Origin of the sequence: Mycobacterium sp. 94-17 (genome assembly GCF_035617725.1) — a bacterium.
GTDB lineage: Bacteria > Actinomycetota > Actinomycetes > Mycobacteriales > Mycobacteriaceae > Mycobacterium.
The window spans coordinates 23,221-42,207 of the sequence record NZ_JAPIYN010000008.1; the positions used below are offsets into that span (position 1 = coordinate 23,221).

An 18,987-nucleotide genomic window follows, 5' to 3' on the forward strand; every position below is an offset into this window, starting at 1 on the left:
TCTCGTCAGGGGATGCCGCCGTCGGCCCGCAGGATGGAGCCGGTGGTGAAGCTGGATGCGTCGGACGCTAAAAACAGTGCGGCGCCGATGATTTCGGAGGGATCGCCGGCGCGCTTGAGTGACAGGTGTTCGAACGGATTGCGGGTGGCCGCATCGAGGTTCCAGGCCTTGCTCACGTCGGTGAGAAACGGCCCGGCCATCAACGTGTTGACCCGCACCGCCGGCCCGAACGCCTTCGCCAGCGCCTCGGTCATCGCGTTTAGTCCGGCCTTGGCGCAGGCATACGGAATGATGTCGGGAGTCGGGCGCAGTGATCCTGCGGTGCTCACGTTGATGATCGAACCGCGCCCCGCGGCTACCATTCGCTCGCCCACCAGCGCCGAAAGCCGAAATGGCCCTTTGAGATTGAGGTTGACCACCGAGTCGAACAGCTTCTCGGTGACGTCGGTGAGCTTGTCGTACAGCGGCGACATGCCGGCATTGTTGATCAAGGTGTCGACCTTGCCGAACCGCGTGTAGGTCGCCTCGACCAGGCCGTCGAGCTGATCCCACCGGCCCACGTGCACCTGGTAGGGCATTGCGCTGCGGCCGGTTTCGGCCTCGATCTCTTTGGCGACCGCCACGCAGTTGTCCAGGTTGCGGCTGGCGATCACCACGTCGGCGCCGTGGCGGGCGGCGCCGAACGCCATCTCTCGGCCCAGACCGCGGCTGCCACCGGTGATCAGTACCACCCGGTCGGTGAGATCGAAAAGCTGTTCGGCATAACCCATTTCAACGCGCCTTGGCCGGCAGCGAGCGGGCGAGCTCGGCCGCCGTCGCGATGAGCTGCAGAATCATCGGGCCGAACGCGTCTTTGATCTTCGGATCGACCTTTCCGGTGCGTTCCCCATGCGCATAGGTTTTCTCCAGCACGATGCCCAGCTTCCAGTTGGCCAGCACCAGGTAATAGTCGATGTTCTCGGTCGACAAGCCGCTGACGGTTTCGTAGTGCTCCAGCAGCTCGCTGCGCGTGGGCATGCCGCGCATGTCGAGATAGAACCCGTCCTCGCGCGGTTTTTCACCGTCGTAGCCCAGCAGGCACCACGCCAGGTCGAGCAGCGGATCGCCGACGGTGGTCATCTCCCAGTCCACGATCGCGGCCAGCCGCGCCGGCCCACCGTGCGCGAACATCACGTTGGCGAACTGGTAGTCGCCGTGCATGATGCCCGCCCGGTAATGCGCCGGGCGGTTGCGGCGCAGCCAGTCGGACGCCTCGTCCAGACCCGGCAGCTCGCGGAGCTTGTAGGCGTCGAGAAACGACAGCCAGCGATCGACCTGCCGCTCGTGGAATCCGTCGGGGCGGCCGAAGCCCTCGAGGCCTTGCTCGCGCCAGTTCACTCGGCCCAGCCTGGCCGCGCCGTCGATCAGTTGGAAGGCCAGGCCGCGCCGGGCCTCGAAGTCCGTGTCGAACGGCGGCTGCCATCCGCCGTCCATCGGGCTCCACCCGTCGATCGCCTGCATGACGTAGAACGGCATCCCCAGCACGGCGCCGGTGTCGTCGGCCGCGATGAGCGCCGCGTGCGGGACGTCGGTGCCGGACAGTGCGCGAACCAGGCGGATCTCCCGCAGCAGCCCGTCGATGCGGGCGGCGTCGGCCCGGGCGCCGGGCATGCGCAACACCATCTTCGCCGGCGCCTCCGAGGGGCCGCGCTCGATGAGATACAGGGTGTTCTGCGAGCCGCCCTTCAGCTGGGTCAGCCGTGGCACTTCGCCGCCACCCGGCGCGTCGTGGGCATCCAGCCACCGGGCGAGTACGCCCGCGTCGAGTCCCGTTTCACCCACGTGAGTCACCGTCCGGCAGCATCGCACACCCCAATCTCCGCATGGAGAATAGCATTCTCCATGCGGAGAGGGAATCGATTCAGCCCTCTTTGTGCGCGCTCAGCAGGAATCCGGGCGCCATGAAGTGGCCCTGGTCGTCGTGCTCCAAGTGGGCAAGCGGGCTGTCCGGCGACGCGGCCGCGTCGTCGGTGCCGTACACCTTCGCCGCGCGTATGTCGTCCACCCGCCACCGCGCGGCGACGGCGTCGTGCAGCTCGGTCTCGGTGAATCCGGTCGGGCCGGGCCGGGCTGAGTGGGCATCGTCCAGTGCGCCGGCGGCGAAGGCGAGGATATACAGCGCCGCGCCCGGCGCCGCGGCGCGGAAGATGGACCGGATGTAGCCCTGGCGCCGGTCCGGGGGCACCGCGTGAAACAGCCCGCTGTCGAAGATGGTGGAGAATCGGCCGTCATAGCCACCGAAGCTGGTCATGTCGGCCTGCGCGAACGTGGCCGTGGTCAGGCTCCGCTCGGCGGCCGCGGCGGTGGCCGCCTCGATCGCGGTCGCGCTGACGTCCAGTCCGACGACGGTGTGGCCGAGCGCGGCGACGGTCAGCGCGAGCGCGGCGTGGCCACAGCCGGAGTCCAGCACTTCGCCGCGGACCTTGCCTTCCTCGATGATCCGCGCCAGCTCCGGTTGGGGCCGGCCGATGCTCCACGGGGGCGGGGCGGGCTGCCGGTAGGCGGCGTCCCAGTCGCGGTCGGGTTCGGTCATCCGTTCTCCTCGGTATCAAGCGCTGTTGGGCCAGGCACGGCGATGCCATTGTGCACGCCCTGAACGACGCGCACGAGGCGATGAGAGACTTCGAATCCGGCACAACCTTTCGACGAGACGGGATACCTATGCAAGTGCTTCTGGTCAGGCACGCGCTGCCGCTGCGCAGTGAGCACGGCCAAGGTTCGGACCCGGACCTGTCGGAGGAGGGGTTCGCCCAGATCGAGCGACTACCCAAGGCGCTCGCCAGGTTTCCGATCGCGCGGGTGGTGAGCAGCCCGCAGCGCCGGGCCATCCAGACCGCCGAACCGGTCGCGGCGGACCGTGGGCTGGCCGTCGAGATCGACGATCGCTTCGCCGAGTACGACCGCGACCTCACGGTGTACATCCCCGTCGAGCAGATCCGCGCGGAGATGCCCGAGGAATGGGCCCGGCTGGCGCAGGGGCACCTGCCCAGCGCGGTCGACGAGGACGCTTTTCGCGCCCGGGTGCGCGCCGCGGTCGACGACCTCGTGGCCGCCGCCGCGCCCGAGGACACCGTCGCGGTGTTCAGCCATGGCGGGGTCATCAACGTCCTCCTGCACGAAATTCTCGGCACCGCCCGGTTGCTGTCCTTTCCCGTCGACTACGCGTCGGTCACCCGGCTGTTGTTCTCCCGGTCCGGCCAGGCGACGGTCGCTGCGGTCAACACCACCGAACACGTCTGGGACCTGTTGCCGCGAAACCAGCGGCTGCTCGACGACGACGCGGGCTGAGCGAAAAGCAGATCGCGGTTGCCGCGTCGGAGCGAGGTGGGCGATGGTAGACAAGTTCGGTGACTTCAGCTGACCAACTCGAGGGGCTCGACCTGGCCTCGCTGGACCGGTACCTGCGTTCACTCGGAATCGGGCGCGATGGCGAGTTGCGTGCGGACTTCATCTCCGGTGGCCGCTCCAATCTGACGTTCCGTGTCTACGACGACAGCACCAGTTGGCTGGTGCGGCGGCCCCCGCTGCACGGGTTGACCCCGTCGGCGCACGACATGGCCCGCGAGTACCGCGTCGTCGCGGCGCTGCAGGACACTCCGGTTCCGGTGGCGCGCACGATCGGGCTCTGCGAGGACGATTCGGTGCTGGGCGCCCCCTTCCAGATCGTCGAGTTCGTCGCCGGCCAGGTGGTACGCCGTCGCGCGCAACTCGAATCGTTCAGCCACACAGTCATCGGGGGCTGCGTCGACTCGTTGATCCGGGTACTCGTCGACCTGCACAACGTCGACCCGGGCGCGGTCGGTCTGGCCGATTTCGGCAAGCCCAGCGGCTATCTGGAGCGTCAGGTGCGGCGCTGGGGCTCGCAATGGTCGCTGGTGCGATTGCCGCAGGATCGGCGCGATGCGGACGTAGAGCGACTGCATTCCGGTCTGGGCGAGGCGATTCCGCAGCAGAGCCGGACGTCGATCGTGCACGGCGATTACCGGATCGACAACACAATCCTGGACGCCGACGACCCGACCAAGGTTCGTGCGGTCGTCGACTGGGAGCTGTCCACCCTGGGGGATCCGCTGTCCGACGCGGCACTGATGTGCGTGTACCGCGACCCCGCCCTGGATTTGATCGTCAACGCGCAAGCCGCGTGGACGTCACCTTTGCTGCCGACGGCCGACGAGCTGGCCGACCGGTATTCGCTGGTGGCCGGGATACCGCTGGCGCATTGGGAGTTCTACATGGCGCTGGCGTATTTCAAGCTCGCGATCATCGCCGCGGGCATCGACTTCCGCCGGCGGATGTCGGATCAGGCCCGCGGCGCGGGCGACGCATCGGAGCACGCCCCCGAGGTGGTGGCGCCGTTGATCTCCCGCGGTCTGGCCGAACTGGCCAAGCTGCCCGGCTAGCGCCCGGCGGCCGCGTGGTGCTTCTTCGCCGCGCGGCGAAGCTGCAAAATCCGTGCGGTGCCGACGGCCACGGTGATCAGTCCGCCCACTACGGCAGCCAGCAGGATCGCCACCCCCTTGGGCAGGCTCCAGTGCCACCCCAGGAACTGAAAGTCCGCGGGTGTCGTGTTCTGGGTGATGAAAATCAGCAACACGATGAGGATTACGAATCCGGCGAACAGCGAGGACCAGAGCGCGCCGGCGCGGGTGAACCCGATCGCCGGTTCCGTGGCGGGGGGGCCGGCCTTGGACGCGGGAGTGGGCTTGGGGGGCTGCTGCCCGGGCGAGGCAGGGGTTTGGCTGCTCATAGTGCCATCTTTGCCCTATCCGGAGCAGAATGAAACCGATTCGGCGGAACCGTTGCTGGCAGGCCCGCATGCGCGCCGTCCGGGGGTTAGGGTCGGCGATATGACGGCAACGTCGCGGCTGCGGGGGCTGACGATGCGCCCGGCGGCGCTGATCATCGCGATGTCCGTCGTTGCGGCGTGCAGCAATTCCGATCCGTTGGGGGTACAGGTCCGCAGCCCCAACTCGATCGTCATCGGCTCGGGCAACTTCCCGGAATCACAAATCATCGCCGAGATCTACGCACAAGCATTGCGGGCCAATGGTTTCGAAGTCGGCAAGCGAATGGGGATCGGCAGCCGCGAAACGTATATCCCTGCGCTCAAAGACCATTCCATCGACCTGGTGCCCGAGTACATCGGCAATCTGCTGCTCTATCTCGCACCGCAGTCCGATGCCACCACGTTGCCCGATGTCGAGCGGGAGCTCTCCCGACGGCTGCCCGCCGACCTGTCCATCCTGACGCCCGCGCCGGCCGCCGACACCGACACGGTCAGCGTGACCGGCCAAACGGCGAACTCCTGGAACCTCAAGGCGATCGCCGACCTGGCCGCCCATTCGGCCGATGTGCGATTCGGGGCGCCCTCGGCCTTCGCGACTCGGCCGAGCGGGCTGCCGGGGCTGCGGCAGAAGTACGGACTCGACATCAGGCCGGGCAACTTCGTGGCCATCGACGACGGTGGCGGTGCGGTCACCGCGCGCGCCCTGGTCGGGGGGAGGGTCAATGCCGCCAACATCTTCGCCACGTCACCGGCCATACCGCAGGACCACCTGGTGGTACTCGACGACCCAGAACACAACTTCGTGGTCGGAAACATTGTGCCGCTGCTTAATTCGCAGAAGAAGTCCGACCGCCTCAAAGACGTGCTCGATGCCGTGTCCGCGAAGCTGACCACGTCCGGTGTCGCCGGCCTCAACGCCGCGGTGTCGGGGAACGCCGGTGTCGATCCCGACGTGGCCGCGCGAAACTGGGTACGCGACAACGGCTTTAGTCATCCGATCGGAGGATGACGTGATCGTCTTCGACAACGTCAGCAAGGCCTTCGCCGACGGGAACACCGTCGTCGACCGGCTCAGCCTGAGCATCCCCGACGGCAAGCTCACCGTGTTCGTCGGGTCCTCCGGCAGCGGCAAGACCACCGCGCTGCGGATGATCAACCGGATGATCGAGCCCACCTCGGGCAACATCACCATCGACGGCGTCGACATTTCCACCCAGGACCCGGTCAAGCTGCGGCTCGGGATGGGATACGTCATACAGCAAGCGGGCTTAATGCCCCACCAGCGCGTAATCGACAACGTTGCAACGGTTCCCGTCCTGCGTGGCCAGTCCCGCCGTGCCGCGCGCAAGGCCGCGTACGCGGTGCTGGAACGGGTGGGCCTGGACGCCGGGCTCGCGACCCGCTACCCCGCGCAGCTCTCCGGGGGCGAGCAGCAGCGCGTCGGCGTGGCGCGAGCGCTGGCCGCCGACCCGCCGATCCTGTTGATGGATGAGCCGTTCTCCGCCGTCGATCCGGTGGTTCGCCACGACCTGCAGAACGAAATACTGCGCCTGCAAAGCGAATTGCACAAAACGATCGTTTTCGTCACCCACGACATAGATGAAGCGCTGCGGCTCGGTGAACGGGTGGCGGTGTTCAAGGGCGGTTCGCTGCAGCAGTACGACGACCCGGGCCGGCTGTTGTCACGACCGGCCAATGACTTCGTATCGCGGTTCATCGGGCTGGGCCGCGGCTATCGATGGCTGCAACTGATCGACGCGACCGGGCTGACACTGTGCGATCTCGAACAAGTAACGGCCGCAACGCTATCCGGGGAAAGCCTGTCCGGCGGCTGGGCGTTGGTCATCGACGATTCCGGTGCGCCGCTCGGCTGGATCGACGGCGCGGGAATGCGTCGGCACCGCGACGGTGCCGCGTTGGCGGACACCATCAGTGGCGTCGGATCCCTGTTTCGGCCCGGGGGCAATCTGAGTCACGCGCTGGACGCGGCGCTGTCGTCGCCGTCGGGCATCGGCGTCGCCGTCGACGACGGCGGCGAGGTGATCGGCGGTGTGCTGGCTGCCGACGTGTTGGCCGCGGTCCAGGCCCGGCGGCTGGGCTCGACGGAACCTTGGGGGAGCTAGCCGATGCGCTATCTGCTCACCCATCTCCACGAGGCCTGGGGACTGACCGTCATACATCTGCGGCTGTCGTTGGTGCCCGTGCTGATCGGGCTGGCGATCGCGCTGCCGCTGGGCATGCTGGTGCAGCGCAGGCGGATCGCCCGCCGCTTGACGACGGCGGCCGCCGGCGTCGTGTTCACCGTTCCGTCGCTGGCGCTGTTCGTGGCGTTGCCGATGCTGATCGGGACCCGCATCCTCGACGAGGCCAACGTGGTGGTGGCATTGACCGCCTACTCCGCCGCGCTGCTGGTGCGGGGGGTGCTCGAGGCGCTGGACGCGGTCCCCACCCAGGTGCGTGACGCCGCCACCGCGGTCGGCTACCCGCCCATCACGCGGATGATGAAGGTGGAACTGCCGCTTGCGGTTCCGGTGCTCGTCGCCGGGCTCAGGGTGGTCGTGGTCACCAATATCGCGATGGTTTCGGTCGGCTCGGTGATCGGCATCGGCGGGCTGGGAAGCTGGTTCACCCAGGGATACCAGACCGACAAGAGCGATCAGATCCTGGCCGGCATCATCGCGCTGTTCGGGCTGGCGGTGGTCATCGACGTGCTCATCATGTTGGCCGGGCGGCTGGCCACACCGTGGGCACACGCCACCCGCGGCAGCGGCCGCCGCTCGGTCGTGGCCCCCGTGGTGGGCGGTGCGCGGTGAACTTCGTCGGGCGGGCGATCTCCTATGTGCTGACCGCCGACAACTGGACCGGCCCGGTCGGGCTTGCGGCCCGCATCCTCGAGCACCTCGAGTACACCGCTTTGGCGGTGGGCGCCTCGGCGCTCGTCGCGATACCCGTCGGGATGATCATCGGTCACACCGGCCGCGGCACCCTGCTGGTGGTGGGCGCCGTCAACAGCCTGCGCTCCCTGCCCACGCTGGGCGTGCTGCTGTTCGGGACGCTGCTGTTCGGGTTGGGCCTGGGTCCGTCGTTGGTGGCGCTGATGCTGCTGGGTGTGCCGGCATTGCTGGCCGGCACCTATGCCGGGATCGCCAACGTCGAGCCGACGGTGGTCGATGCCGCCCGGGCCGTGGGCATGACGGAGGCCCAGGTGTTGTTGCGCGTCGAGATGCCCAATGCGCTGCCGTTGATCCTGGGCGGGCTGCGGAATGCGACGCTGCAGGTGGTCGCCACCGCGACCGTGGCCGCCTACGCCAGCCTCGGTGGTCTGGGCCGGTACCTGATCGACGGGATCGAGGAACGTGAGTTTCATCTCGCCCTGGTAGGGGCGCTGATGGTGGCCGCGTTGGCGCTGGCGCTAGACGGGCTGCTGGCGCTGGCGGTGTGGTTTTCGGTGCCGGGCACCGGGCGGCTGCGGCGGACATACCGGGCACTTCCGCACCGGTTGGCGGGCACGCCTTACGGTAGGTGAGTGAACGCAGCCCCCTCCGAACCGTCTCGCCGCGTATGGCAGGCGATGCTCACTTGGCGCGCACAGGATTCCCTGCGGATGGAATCGGTACGAATCCAGGTGTCCGGCAACAGGATCAAGGCCAATGGCCGCATCGTTTCCGCCGCCACCGCCACGAACCCGGCATTCGGCGCCTATTACGACCTGCAGACCGATGAGGCCGGGGCCACCAAACGACTCGGGATGACGGTGACCCTGGCCGAGCGGGAGCGCGTCTTCTCCTTCGCCCGCGACGAAGAGAACATGTGGCTGGTCACCGACCATCAGGGCGAGCACCGCGCGGCCTACAACGGTGCGCTCGACGTCGATGTCGTGTTCAGCCCGTTTTTCAATGCGCTGCCCGTCCGACGGCTCGGGTTGCACGAGCAGGCGGCGTCGGTCACGCTGCCCGTGGTCTACGTGCACCTGCCGGAGATGTCCATCACCGCGGACACGGTGAGCTACAGCAGCATCGGCAGCCTGGACCAGATCAAGCTGCGATCCCCGATCTCCGACACCACGCTGAGCGTCGACGAAGACGGATTCATCGTCGACTATCCAGGCTTGGCAGAGCGGATCTGATCACCCCGCCGGCCCGGCCCGCGGCGGCCAGTTCTTGTCGCCAGTCCTCCGCGCCGACGACGACGTGGAAGATTTCGGTGCGCGGGAAGCTGTCGTAACGCGTTCGTGCGGCATGCCCGGCCTCGATGAGGTCGGCGACGGAGTGATGGGAAGCCAGCGATTCGCGGGTACGAGTCAACAGCTCGATGGCGCGATCGGCGACGGGCACCAGCTGATCGGAATTGCCTTCGCACATCGCCCGGACCAGGTCCGGGGCGGTGGCCGCCACCCGGGTCCCGTCGCGAAACGAGCCGGCGGCCAAGGCGAAGGCCAGCGGGACGTCTCCGGCCACGACGGCCAGCGCCTCGGCGAGCACGTGGGGCAGGTGCGAGATGGCCGCCGCGGCGGCGTCGTGTTCGTCGGACCTGGCCGGCACGACCACCGCGCCGCAGTCCAGCGCCAGCGTCATCACCATCGACCAGACCGCCGGATCGACGTGATCGTCGACACTGACCACCCACGGGGCTCGGGTGAACAATCCGGCGTAGCCGGCGGCCCATCCCGAATGCGCCGTGCCCGCCATCGGGTGGCCCCCGACGAACCGTTCCTGCAGGCCGGCCGCGACGACCTGCTCGAGCACCGCTTGCTTGACGCTGGTCACGTCGGTCAACGGACACCGCGGAGCCGTCGCTTTGATGTGGGCGAGCATGCCCGGCATCGCCGGCATAGGCACGGCCAGCACGATCAGCGCCCGGGCGTCGGCGGCGCGAGACAAAGTGGCCGTCAGGTCGGTGGCCGCGTCGAAGCCGTCGGCGGTCGCGGCCTGCGCGCCCTCCACCGAGCGGTTGTAGCCGAACACTTCACGGCCGGCTGCCGTGGCGGCCCGCATAATCGATCCGCCGACCAGCCCCAGCCCGAGTACGCATACCGGTGTTTTAGAAGGAGGGCTTGCCACATTTAAAGGTTGGCACATCCGGTCGGGAACGGCGCCGTCAGATGTCGCGGCTGCCGTGAGCCATCTGGCCAGGGACCTGGTCAGGGACTACCGTAAGCGGCCATGGGAGCACAACGGGCCTCTGCCCAGGGCCTGTCCGCGGACACGCCGGACGGGTTCGGCGTCGCGGTGGTGCGCGAAGAGGGGCAGTGGCGCTGTGCTCCGATGGCGCGCAAGTCGCTGGCGAGCTTGTCGGCAGCGGAGACCGAGTTGCGCGAATTGCGCAGTTCCGGGGCGGTCTTCGGGCTGCTGGACGTGGATGACGAATTCTTCGTCATCGTGCGCCCGGCCCCGTCCGGGACGCGGTTGTTGCTTTCCGACGCCACCGCCGCGCTGGACTACGACATCGCCGCCGAAGTGCTCGACAAGTTGGACGCCGACATCGATCCCGAGGACCTCGAGGACTCGGATCCCTTCGAGGAGGGCGACTTAGGGCTGTTGTCCGACGTCGGATTGCCCGAGGCGGTGCTGGGGGTCATCCTCGACGAGACCGACCTGTACGCCGACGAGCAGTTGGGGCGTATCGCCCGCGAGATGGGGTTCGCCGATCAGCTTTCGGCGGTGATCGACCGCCTCGGTCGGTGATCGCTGACGCGCGGCGGAGCCGGGCGCAGCGGGTCGCCACCATCAGGGTCGGTCGGTGATCGCTGACGAAGATCTGATCCGTTCCGCGCTGGCGGTCGCCGCGACGGCCGGCCCCCGCGACGTGCCCATCGGTGCGGTGGTGATCGGCACCGACGGAACGGAACTGGCGCGGGCGGTCAACGCCCGCGAGGCGCGGGCAGACCCGACCGCCCACGCCGAGATCCTGGCACTGCGAGCGGCGGCCGAAGTCCTTGGAGACGGGTGGCGGCTGGAAGGCGCCACGCTGGCGGTCACCGTCGAACCGTGCACCATGTGCGCGGGCGCGCTGGTGCTGGCCCGCGTCGCCCGGCTGGTGTTCGGCGCGTGGGAGCCCAAGACCGGCGCGGTCGGATCGCTATGGGACGTGGTCCGCGACCGTCGCCTCAATCACCGGCCGGAAGTGCGCGGTGGCGTGTTGGCGCAGGAGTGCGCCGCGCCCCTGGAGGCCTTCTTCGCCCGCCAGCGATTGGGGTGACGGGCCTTCGGTTGGGTAAGCTGCTCGGCGGTGGCGTGTCCGAGCGGCCTAAGGAGCACGCCTCGAAAGCGTGTGACGGCTAAAACCGTCCGAGGGTTCAAATCCCTCCGCCACCGCCAAAGCCCAGGTCCCTGCGCTGCCGTGGTTTCCCGCCCGGTGAACCCGGGTAGAAGTCACACCGTGACCACCGCCGAACAGCCCCCGCCGGAAGGCGACGAACAACCCCCTCAGGCCACCGAGGGTGAAAACGGCCCCGACGCGCAGCCCCCTGGCGCCGACGACTCGGAAAGCTGACCCGGGACTAACTGGCCGAAGCGCCATCGCCGATCGTCGGCGATTGGCGTTCGACGCGTGCGAACCACTAATTTCCCTGGGGTGAAGTTCTCAGCCGCCGGTGCAGCCGCGCGATGGATCGTTCCGCTGCTCACGATCGCGGCCGTGGCCGCCATGGCTCCGAATACCGGCCCGCCGCAGGCCCGTTCCGCCCAGCAGGTGCGCCTGGTCGCCGACGGCGACCCGTTGGCCGGCGCGCCGTTCTACGTCAACCCGATGTCGGCCGCCATGCGCGCCGCGCAGAGCGCCGATCCGCCGAGCCCCGAGTTGACCGCGATCGCCAACACCCCGCAGGCGTACTGGATCGTCCCGGGCGGCTCGGCGGGAACGGTCGGCAAGTATGTCGGCGACGCGAACGCGGCGGGCGCCATCCCGGTGCTGGCGGTGTACGGAATCCCGCACCGTGACTGTGGCAGCTTCGCTGCGGGTGGCATGGGATCGGCCGACGACTACCGTGGGTGGATCGACGGCATCGCAAACGGCGTGGGCGCCTCCCGGGTGGCGATCGTCGTCGAACCCGACGCGCTGGCCATGGCCGACTGCCTGTCGGGTGATGCGCGCCAGGAGCGCTTCGACCTGATTCGCTACGCCGTCGACACGTTGACCCGCGATCCGAACGCGGCGGTCTACGTGGACGCGGGTCACCTGCGCTGGCACAGCGCCGACGACATGGCCGCCCGGCTCAATCAGGCGGGCGTCGGGCACGCGCGTGGCTTCAGCATCAACACCGCGAACTTTTTCACCACCGAGGACGAAATCGGTTACGGCGAAGCGATTTCCGGGCTCACGAATGGTTCGCACTACGTGATCGACACATCGCGCAATGGCGCCGGTCCCGCACCCGACTCCAACCTCAACTGGTGCAACCCCGCCGGCCGGGCTTTGGGCACACCGCCCACCGCGGCCACCGCGGGAGCGCACGCCGACGCGTACCTGTGGATCAAACGTCCCGGTGAATCCGACGGAACGTGCGGCAAAGGTGATCCTCCGGCCGGCCACTTCGTCAGCCAGTACGCGATCGACTTGGCGCGCAATGCCGGCCACTAGCAGCGGTGCGCCACAAATTTGCGATTCGCGACCACCGTTGGTTGAAAATCGATAACATTTGGGTACCAAAAGCAGCAACGCGAGCGCGCGGCAAGAGGCACCATGGCCAAAAAGGTCGAGATCATCGCCGTTTTCGCGATCTGCACTGCCTTCATCACGACGGCTCCCGGCGCGGTGTCCGGTTTCATCGCGCGCGCAGACGATTCGGGCGTAGCGCTGTACAACGGAATCAACCAGCTTCGCCCAGGATGCGGGCCGATCAGCGACGACCCGCGCCTGACCGAAGCGGCCCAGCGCCATGCCGACGACATGCTGCGCAGCGGGATAAGCGGACACGTCGGCTCGGACGGCTCGTCGCCGCAGGCGCGGATCACCGCTGCGGGCTATCGGAGCAGGTATTCGGGTGAGATCGTCTTCTGGGGCACCGGATCCGCTGCGACTGCCAAGGAAGCCCTCGACATGTGGATGCAGAGTCCGCCTCACCGCGACATCATTTTGAACTGTGCATATAACGCAGGCGGCTTCGCCACAGCCTGGGACGGCACCAAGATGACCGCCGTCGGTGACTTCGCCGCGTCGTAAAACCCTTTGGGCAAAGCTCTTTCGGATTGTGCGTGTGGCTTACCCCGCCGGCATTCACACGTGAGGCAGCCAGCCGGAGCCGTGCGGCGACAGCACGAAGCCACGACCTTGCGGATCTTTGCACGCGGTCGTGCCGGCGTTGTCGACGCCGCAGATGATCCCGTTGACGGTGATGGAGTGCGACGGCGGAAGTGTTCTGATGGGTTGTCCGTCGATCACACGTGATTGCTCGCCCTCATTCGTCTGCTTTATCCCCGTCGTTGTTCCTATCCAGTTAACCCCGGTGATTCCGGCATTGGGATTTGACGGCGCGGGAGGTATCGCGGGCAGGTTGTTTCCCCTGCACTCGGCTTCGCCGGAAATGAAACTGCAGATTACGCCATCCGGGGTGAGGAAATAGACCGTCTGGTCAGGCGGCTGTCCGGGGTTGGGAACCGAAATATCGTAATCTTTGACATTCACAGGTGCATAGCCGCTCAAGTCGGGGAATTTGAGTGGGTCGGCATGCGCGGCGCACGCCCCTGAAAGGGCAGCGCCGGCAAGCACGGTGATGCTGGCGAACACCTTGACCAACATTGCTTTCCAATCGGTTCAGGCGGGCGATGAGGTTGTGCAATCAATGATAGGGGCTGACTTGAAGCTCTCGAGTGTTGTACGGCGTACCGAACGGGACACCGTTGGGATCGTTAGCCGTATTCCATTGACTGGCAAATATTTTCAAATCGTCCAATGTCGAGCCGGGCAAGATGTATCCTCCGTACGGTTGCGGTATGAACTTCGGCGCGCCTGGGTCGCCGTTCTGTACGACGACGGTGGTGCGTGCGTCTGAGCCGAACATATCGGTGGGGCTGGCTCCGACCCGTACTTCGACCCGCCCCCCATCTGCATCTCGGTTGAAGCCAGAGAGGACGGGCTTGCCACCGATTTCCCGGAAGCTGAGCTCGCCGTAGCGATCATTACTCACCGTCGTGGGGTGTTCCCATGGCTGCCCCCAATCCTTTCCGGTCCAGGGCTGCCACTTGGCACGATTGAACACGTCGGCAGGATCCGCCCGGTACATGGTGACCCTGCCGTTGCGGTCGAAGGAATCGGCGGCGATATAGACCTTGCCGTCTGAGCCTCTGTAGCCGCTGACCTGGGTGGGTGCTTCGGCGGCGGTCCGATACGAACCCGGCACCATCGCCCACCCCTTGCCCGGATCACCGTTCACTTCGACCAGCCACGAAGCCGCTGGCTTGAGGTTTCCCGTGGTGCCGGTCACCATCATGTAGGTTTTGTCTCCCAGCGCGATCGTCCCAGAGGGCAGCGTGTCGCTGATCCCTGCCTTGATCGCCTCAGCCGGCATGGGGAACAGCTCGGTCCCGCTGTCTTTTGGCCCCGTCAACGGCGCCCCGAAATGTGGGTGTCCTTCGGCGTCGAAGGTCACCGGCACGGCCACGGATCGATAGTGGTCGCCCTCGCCAACCTTATTGCCAGAGAACGAATCTCCGAAAATGGCGAGGTACTTCCCGGGCTGTCCGGGTATCTCGACAACTTCCCCTAAGTCCGCCGCCCCGATCCCCGGGATGCCCGGAATGCCACCGGTGCCGGCGATCGGCCCGAGGTCCCTTACCTCACCGAGTCTCAACGGACTTTCCATCCAGGTGTCCACGGTGGTCGGGGGGTCGTATCCGTCGGCATGCAGAGAGTCCATTGATTTACGCAAAGTCTCCGAGTAGGCGTTGCGAATAGAAGTCATTTGCTTGACCGCATCGCGGACGTCGTCCACCGCGTCCGCGTGCGCAGCCTTCTTCAGTGCCTCTAGTTTCTCGCGTTCCTTCGCGGAAAGGTCGAGCTTCAGATCGTCATTTATCGCACCGATGAGTCTGTCGAGCCCTCGCAGCTCACTATCCAGGGTGGCGATCTCGCGAGCCCCTTGTTTTTGGGCGTCGGCCAGCGCGGCGGCGATGTTTTCCAGGTCGGCACCGATCTTGGGCAACTTCTCGGACTGCGCACCAAGCGATTTGGTCACCCGCTGCACTTCATCGGAGTCGTTGATCGGGTGGTCACCGTTCTGGTGGTTCCAGGCGGACTCGAAGCGTTTGCGTGCCTGCGCGAACTCCTCGCTGGCCGCAGCGGTGCACCGGCCGGCGTTGTGAAAGGCCTCCGCCAAGCGGTCGATCTGAAACGGGCTGCCGGCCTGCAAGCTCTGGTTGATCGCCCACGGATCGCCGCCGGCCGACGCAATCAGTTCTGGCTCGCTCAGGTTTTGTAGCGTCATGGTGCCGTCAGCGGTCGACCAACACCGACAAGCATCGCCGCCCCCTTCTGAACTGGCACAACCCTACTACCGGGAGGGCTACGGCGTGTTCACGTCGTTAGACGACCGAATCAGGTTTGGCTACCGGCCAGCTTTCGAACCGTCAGAGCTTCGAGGTCTTGGAACGGTCGTCCCTCGGGCCGAATCAGGTCGTGGAACCACACTTTGGGGACCGAGGTGTACGGGTGATCCCATGAATCCCAGGGGAAGTAGGTCTGCGTCTTGCCGGCGACCAGGCCCCAGTTGATGGCGCCGACGTTGTGACGCTTCGCAATCGGCAGAATCGATTCGACGGTACTGCCCTGGGGCCGCGCCATGTATTCCGTACACAGGATCGGTCGGCCCAGCGGCGTGAGCTCGTTGATCCGGTTCTCGAACGCGCCCGGGCCCGCGTAGGAGTGGAAGGTGATCACGTCGGCGTTGGCGAGCTGTATGTCGCTGATCGCGCTGCGGCCCCGCGGCTGTCCCCAATTCCCCTGCCACACACCACTTGTCAGCGGCTGGCTGGCGTCCACCGCGCGGGCCCAGCGGAAGACCTGCGGGAGCAGGTTGGCCACCAGTTGCTCCTTGTCGCTTCGCTCGGCGTTGCGGTACTGGCGTGCGGGGTTGTCGGGCTCGTTCCACAGGTCCCAGCCCAAAACCCGGTTGTCGTTGCGGAATTGGGTCATCACCGCCGTGACGTAGTCATGCATGACCGGCACGTACTTCGGATCACCGAGTCGTTCGGCTCCCGGGCTCTGCGCCCAGCCCGAGTTGTGCACGCCGGGCCTCGGCGCGTGCTGGCGCCCCGCGCGGGGCTGGGGATCCCAACAGGAGTCGAAGAAAACGAACAGTGGCTTGATGCGGTGGCGCGCCGCGATGTCGACGAATTGCCCGAGGCGCGTTTGAAAGCCGCGCTGATCGGCCGCCCACAACTGATCATGAAGGAACACGCGTGCGGTGTTGTGGCCGTAGAACTGCGCCCAGCCGAGCTCGGTGTCGATGCGCCGCGGATCGAAGGTGTCGGGCTGGAACATCTCGAGCTGGTTGATGGCGTTCGCCGGAATGTAGTTCGCCCCGACGAGCCAGCCCTGCGCCTGATACCAACGGTTGGCCCGCTCGGGTGACCACCGGCCCGCTTCCTCCGCGGAAGCCCGGGGCATCCGGGCTACCGCGGCGCCCGCCGCCAGCAGCAGGGGAAGTTTGAGGGCCGTACGTCGTTCCACGATGTGACGATAAGTTTTCGGGACGATTTCCCCGGGATTTACTCAGCGCGTCGCGACGACTTCAGGTAACGATTGCCACGCCGTCAGCGGGCGTCGGTGAGGGACACCGCCGCCCGTCATCGTGACCAATCCGTGACCGTCGGCCATCGGCGAGCCCACACCGTCATGCATGCCGGTCAGGTAGAATGAGCCCCGCTTCGCGCCAAAAGCGTTGTCGGACAACCGGTAAGGGCCGTTCTGCGAATGCAGACCCTGGGAACGCCTACCGCAGCTTGCGACCGTGGTCGTCTTTGACGCTGCCGGTGAACATCAAGATCGCGTCGACGATGGCCCACACGACGCTGCCGAGCAGGACTGGGACACCGAAAAAACAGAACAGGCTGAAGAGAACTCCGAACAGACCGACGCACAGCTGCGCCACCGCAATTTGAGTCGAGTCGATGTAGAAGCGGCCGATTCCGAACACGCCGAGGAACAGCTGAAGCAAACCGGCGGTCGTGGCGGACTTGTCCGATAGCGGCAGACCGGTGGTGTGATCGCGGCCGAAGGGCGCCTGCGGATCAACGTGACCCGGGTACCCGGCGTAGCCCGGATAGCCGGAGTAGCCGGGGTAGGCCGGCGGGGGCGGATACCCGGGCGGCTGCGACCACCAGGGCGGCTCACCGGACGGATCTCCGGGTTGGTTGGGCGGTGTCGACACCGGTTCGAGTTAACACGCCCGATCTCGGCGCGTCCACTTCGGCGGGCGCGGCCTCCGCGCGCGAAAACCGAAGGGCGGAATCGCTCAAACTTCACCGCCGGGGGCGCAATACTGAACGGGTGCCTGATCGAAATGTGCTCGGCGGTCCGCTGGAACCGTGCGGCGCTGACCCGGTGACCGGTTTCTACCGCGACGGCTGTTGCTCGACCGGTCCTCAGGACCAAGGACGGCACACGATCTGCGCGGTGATGACCGCCGAATTCCTGGAGCACCAGCGTTCCATCGGCAATGACCTGGTGACGCCGGTCCCGGAGTACCGCTTCCCCGGCCTGCTGCCGGGCGACCGCTGGTGCGTGACCGCGCTCAACTGGCTGCGTGCACACCACGACGGTCGTGCCGCGCCGGTGGTATTGGCGGCAACCCACCAGAGCACCCTCGAGGTGGTCCCCCTGGAGGCGCTGCAAGCACACCAGGTCGACGTTCCCGACGATCTGGCCAACCTGTAGGGCCGGGCAGACCGTCAGTGGGTTCGGCGGTGGACGACATCGACTTCGATGACCTGACCGCGCCCCGGCTGACCGACGTGCAGCGTCAGATCCTCGAGTTCACCGAAGCCAAGCCCGTCGACCTCGGCATCGACCGGATGCTCGCGGAGGCCATCGAGCAGGCCGGCCCAGGGGCCGCGGCCGCCGATCTCGAGGGCACCGACGGCCTCGCCGATCGCCTGCGGGCGCACGTCGCCGCGATCGAAGCTGACGAAGGCCTGCGCCAACTGACCCGCGGTTCGTTGCGCCAACGCATCGTGCGCCTGCTGCGCAACCGGTTGTCGCTCACCGAGCTCGTCCGACGGTACCCCGAGATAGAATCCATCCCGATCGACAAGCCCCTCATCGTGGTTGGGATGCCCCGCTCGGGCACCACGCATCTGGTGAATCTCATTGCCGCCGACCCACGCCGGCGCGCCCTGCCGTATTGGGAAAGCCAGGATCCCATCCCCGCTCGTGGGCAGGGCCCCGACATCTACGGTGTCGATCCGCGCTACGCCCGCGCCAAGTCTGAACACGATGCGCTGATGGCGAGCGCGCCGGTGGTGGCCGCCATGCACGACCGGTATCCCGAGGCGATCGAGGAAGAGGTGGAGCTTCTCGACCTCGATCTGGCCTCATACGTACTGGAATGGCATGCGCGCGTGCCCGACTGGCGCGACTATTACCTGGGTCTCGACCAGATTCGGCACTACGCCTACATGAAGAAAGTGTTGCAGGCGCTGACCTTCCTGCGTGGGCCGCGCACCTGGGTGCTCAAGAGTCCGCAGCACTGCGAGCAACTCGGCCCGCTGATGGCGACGTTTCCCGATGCGACTGTGGCCTTCACCCACCGCGATCCCGTCGCGGTGATCCAGTCGGCGATAACCATGATGGCGTACTCGGACCGGTTGCGCCGCAACAGCATCGATCCGCAGTGGCTGCTGGACTATTGGAGCGATCGCGTGCAGCGGCTGCTGGGTGCGTGCGTACGTGACCGCGGCCTGGTGGCACCGGAGCGCAGCATCGACGTCAACTTCCATCAACTGGGCGGCAACGAAATGCGAGTGCTCGAAAGCCTTTACCGGCGCGCAGACGTCGACCTGCCGCCCAAGGTGCGGCAACGCTTCCAGCGATACCTGGACGGCAATCCGCGGGGCAAGCACGGCCGGATCCGCTATGAACTGCAGCGGCATTTTGGCGTCTCCGCCGACGAACTGCGCTCTCGATTCGGCTTCTACTTCGACAAGTTCGACGTCCGTCCCGAGTGAAGG

The 18,987-nt window shown here is 66.8% G+C and carries 21 protein-coding genes, 1 tRNA gene and 1 pseudogene; 14 read left to right on the plus strand and 9 right to left on the minus strand.

All coding sequences use genetic code 11. The annotated features are described in order from the left end of the window. Window positions 1-5: 5 nt before the first annotated feature. From OQ789_RS11475 to OQ789_RS11485, 3 genes are all read right to left on the minus strand, one after another. The gene (locus OQ789_RS11475; protein ID WP_324685834.1) at window positions 6-770 is read right to left on the minus strand and encodes an SDR family NAD(P)-dependent oxidoreductase; all 765 of its coding nucleotides are present in this window, start codon (window positions 768-770) and stop codon (window positions 6-8) included. 1 nt (window position 771) lies between these two features. Further along, window positions 772-1,830 carry a phosphotransferase family protein gene (locus tag OQ789_RS11480; RefSeq protein ID WP_324685836.1) on the minus strand — a complete coding sequence of 353 codons (1,059 nt, stop codon included), beginning with the start codon at window positions 1,828-1,830 and terminating at the stop codon, window positions 772-774. A gap of 70 nt (window positions 1,831-1,900) precedes the next feature. After that, window positions 1,901-2,572 (minus strand): class I SAM-dependent methyltransferase, encoded by a 672-nt coding sequence (locus OQ789_RS11485; protein WP_324685837.1) that lies wholly within the window; start codon window positions 2,570-2,572, stop codon window positions 1,901-1,903. 128 nt (window positions 2,573-2,700) lie between these two features. On the opposite strand from OQ789_RS11485, the gene OQ789_RS11490 reads away from it, so the two are divergent. Beyond that, the gene (locus OQ789_RS11490) at window positions 2,701-3,327 is read left to right on the plus strand and encodes a histidine phosphatase family protein (RefSeq protein WP_324685839.1); all 627 of its coding nucleotides are present in this window, start codon (window positions 2,701-2,703) and stop codon (window positions 3,325-3,327) included. 59 nt (window positions 3,328-3,386) lie between these two features. Further along, the gene (locus OQ789_RS11495) at window positions 3,387-4,439 is read left to right on the plus strand and encodes a phosphotransferase family protein (protein ID WP_324685840.1); all 1,053 of its coding nucleotides are present in this window, start codon (window positions 3,387-3,389) and stop codon (window positions 4,437-4,439) included. Here the strand turns inward: OQ789_RS11495 and OQ789_RS11500 are convergent. After that, window positions 4,436-4,786 carry a lipopolysaccharide assembly LapA domain-containing protein gene (locus OQ789_RS11500; protein ID WP_324685842.1) on the minus strand — a complete coding sequence of 117 codons (351 nt, stop codon included), beginning with the start codon at window positions 4,784-4,786 and terminating at the stop codon, window positions 4,436-4,438. The genes OQ789_RS11495 and OQ789_RS11500 overlap by 4 nt on opposite strands. 100 nt (window positions 4,787-4,886) lie before the next feature. Here OQ789_RS11500 and OQ789_RS11505 point away from each other — a divergent pair, with 100 nt between their 5' ends. The 5 genes and pseudogenes from OQ789_RS11505 to OQ789_RS11525 all read left to right on the plus strand — a co-directional run bounded on the left by OQ789_RS11505 (window position 4,887) and on the right by OQ789_RS11525 (window position 8,951). After that, a complete protein-coding gene (locus OQ789_RS11505) occupies window positions 4,887-5,834 on the plus strand; it encodes an ABC transporter substrate-binding protein (protein ID WP_420716099.1) in 948 nt (315 codons plus the stop codon). A 1-nt stretch (window position 5,835) separates the two neighbouring features. Further along, on the plus strand, window positions 5,836-6,948 hold the full coding sequence (locus tag OQ789_RS11510) for an ABC transporter ATP-binding protein (protein ID WP_324685844.1): 1,113 nt from the start codon (window positions 5,836-5,838) through the stop codon (window positions 6,946-6,948). 3 nt (window positions 6,949-6,951) lie between these two features. Further along, window positions 6,952-7,638 carry an ABC transporter permease gene (locus OQ789_RS11515; protein ID WP_324685845.1) on the plus strand — a complete coding sequence of 229 codons (687 nt, stop codon included), beginning with the start codon at window positions 6,952-6,954 and terminating at the stop codon, window positions 7,636-7,638. After that, a pseudogene (locus OQ789_RS11520) lies at window positions 7,635-8,347 on the plus strand (ABC transporter permease). Before OQ789_RS11515 ends, OQ789_RS11520 begins: the two are co-directional and overlap by 4 nt. A gap of 4 nt (window positions 8,348-8,351) precedes the next feature. Next, complete coding sequence (locus OQ789_RS11525; RefSeq protein ID WP_324685848.1) at window positions 8,352-8,951, plus strand: putative glycolipid-binding domain-containing protein; 600 nt, start codon at window positions 8,352-8,354, stop codon at window positions 8,949-8,951. Here the strand turns inward: OQ789_RS11525 and OQ789_RS11530 are convergent. Further along, window positions 8,914-9,903 (minus strand): prephenate dehydrogenase, encoded by a 990-nt coding sequence (locus OQ789_RS11530; protein WP_324685850.1) that lies wholly within the window; start codon window positions 9,901-9,903, stop codon window positions 8,914-8,916. The genes OQ789_RS11525 and OQ789_RS11530 overlap by 38 nt on opposite strands. 84 nt (window positions 9,904-9,987) lie before the next feature. Between OQ789_RS11530 and OQ789_RS11535 the strand changes: the two genes are divergently transcribed. The 5 genes from OQ789_RS11535 to OQ789_RS11555 all read left to right on the plus strand — a co-directional run bounded on the left by OQ789_RS11535 (window position 9,988) and on the right by OQ789_RS11555 (window position 12,985). Next, window positions 9,988-10,509, plus strand: a complete 522-nt coding sequence (locus OQ789_RS11535; RefSeq protein WP_324685851.1) for a tRNA adenosine deaminase-associated protein — start codon at window positions 9,988-9,990, stop codon at window positions 10,507-10,509. Between the two features lie 55 nt (window positions 10,510-10,564). Continuing rightward, complete coding sequence (locus tag OQ789_RS11540) at window positions 10,565-11,023, plus strand: nucleoside deaminase (RefSeq protein ID WP_324685852.1); 459 nt, start codon at window positions 10,565-10,567, stop codon at window positions 11,021-11,023. 29 nt (window positions 11,024-11,052) lie between these two features. Continuing rightward, a tRNA-Ser gene (locus OQ789_RS11545) sits at window positions 11,053-11,142 on the plus strand. A gap of 256 nt (window positions 11,143-11,398) precedes the next feature. Next, on the plus strand, window positions 11,399-12,403 hold the full coding sequence (locus OQ789_RS11550) for a glycoside hydrolase family 6 protein (RefSeq protein WP_324685854.1): 1,005 nt from the start codon (window positions 11,399-11,401) through the stop codon (window positions 12,401-12,403). A 102-nt stretch (window positions 12,404-12,505) separates the two neighbouring features. Next, entirely contained in the window at window positions 12,506-12,985 is a 480-nt protein-coding gene (locus OQ789_RS11555) for a CAP domain-containing protein (protein ID WP_324685856.1), read from the plus strand. Window positions 12,986-13,039: 54 nt separating this feature from the next. Here the strand turns inward: OQ789_RS11555 and OQ789_RS11560 are convergent, their stop codons facing one another. The 4 genes from OQ789_RS11560 to OQ789_RS11575 all read right to left on the minus strand — a co-directional run bounded on the left by OQ789_RS11560 (window position 13,040) and on the right by OQ789_RS11575 (window position 17,189). Beyond that, entirely contained in the window at window positions 13,040-13,561 is a 522-nt protein-coding gene (locus OQ789_RS11560; protein WP_324685858.1) for a hypothetical protein, read from the minus strand. A 40-nt stretch (window positions 13,562-13,601) separates the two neighbouring features. Further along, window positions 13,602-15,245, minus strand: a complete 1,644-nt coding sequence (locus tag OQ789_RS11565) for a DUF4185 domain-containing protein (RefSeq protein WP_324685859.1) — start codon at window positions 15,243-15,245, stop codon at window positions 13,602-13,604. A 110-nt stretch (window positions 15,246-15,355) separates the two neighbouring features. Next, window positions 15,356-16,489 (minus strand): cellulase family glycosylhydrolase, encoded by a 1,134-nt coding sequence (locus tag OQ789_RS11570; protein WP_324685860.1) that lies wholly within the window; start codon window positions 16,487-16,489, stop codon window positions 15,356-15,358. Window positions 16,490-16,751: 262 nt separating this feature from the next. Next, window positions 16,752-17,189 carry a TM2 domain-containing protein gene (locus OQ789_RS11575; RefSeq protein ID WP_324685861.1) on the minus strand — a complete coding sequence of 146 codons (438 nt, stop codon included), beginning with the start codon at window positions 17,187-17,189 and terminating at the stop codon, window positions 16,752-16,754. Between the two features lie 119 nt (window positions 17,190-17,308). On the opposite strand from OQ789_RS11575, the gene OQ789_RS11580 reads away from it, so the two are divergent. Beyond that, window positions 17,309-17,695 carry a DUF2237 domain-containing protein gene (locus tag OQ789_RS11580; RefSeq protein ID WP_324685862.1) on the plus strand — a complete coding sequence of 129 codons (387 nt, stop codon included), beginning with the start codon at window positions 17,309-17,311 and terminating at the stop codon, window positions 17,693-17,695. A gap of 17 nt (window positions 17,696-17,712) precedes the next feature. Next, a complete protein-coding gene (locus OQ789_RS11585; RefSeq protein WP_324685863.1) occupies window positions 17,713-18,984 on the plus strand; it encodes a sulfotransferase in 1,272 nt (423 codons plus the stop codon). Window positions 18,985-18,987: the final 3 nt, after the last annotated feature.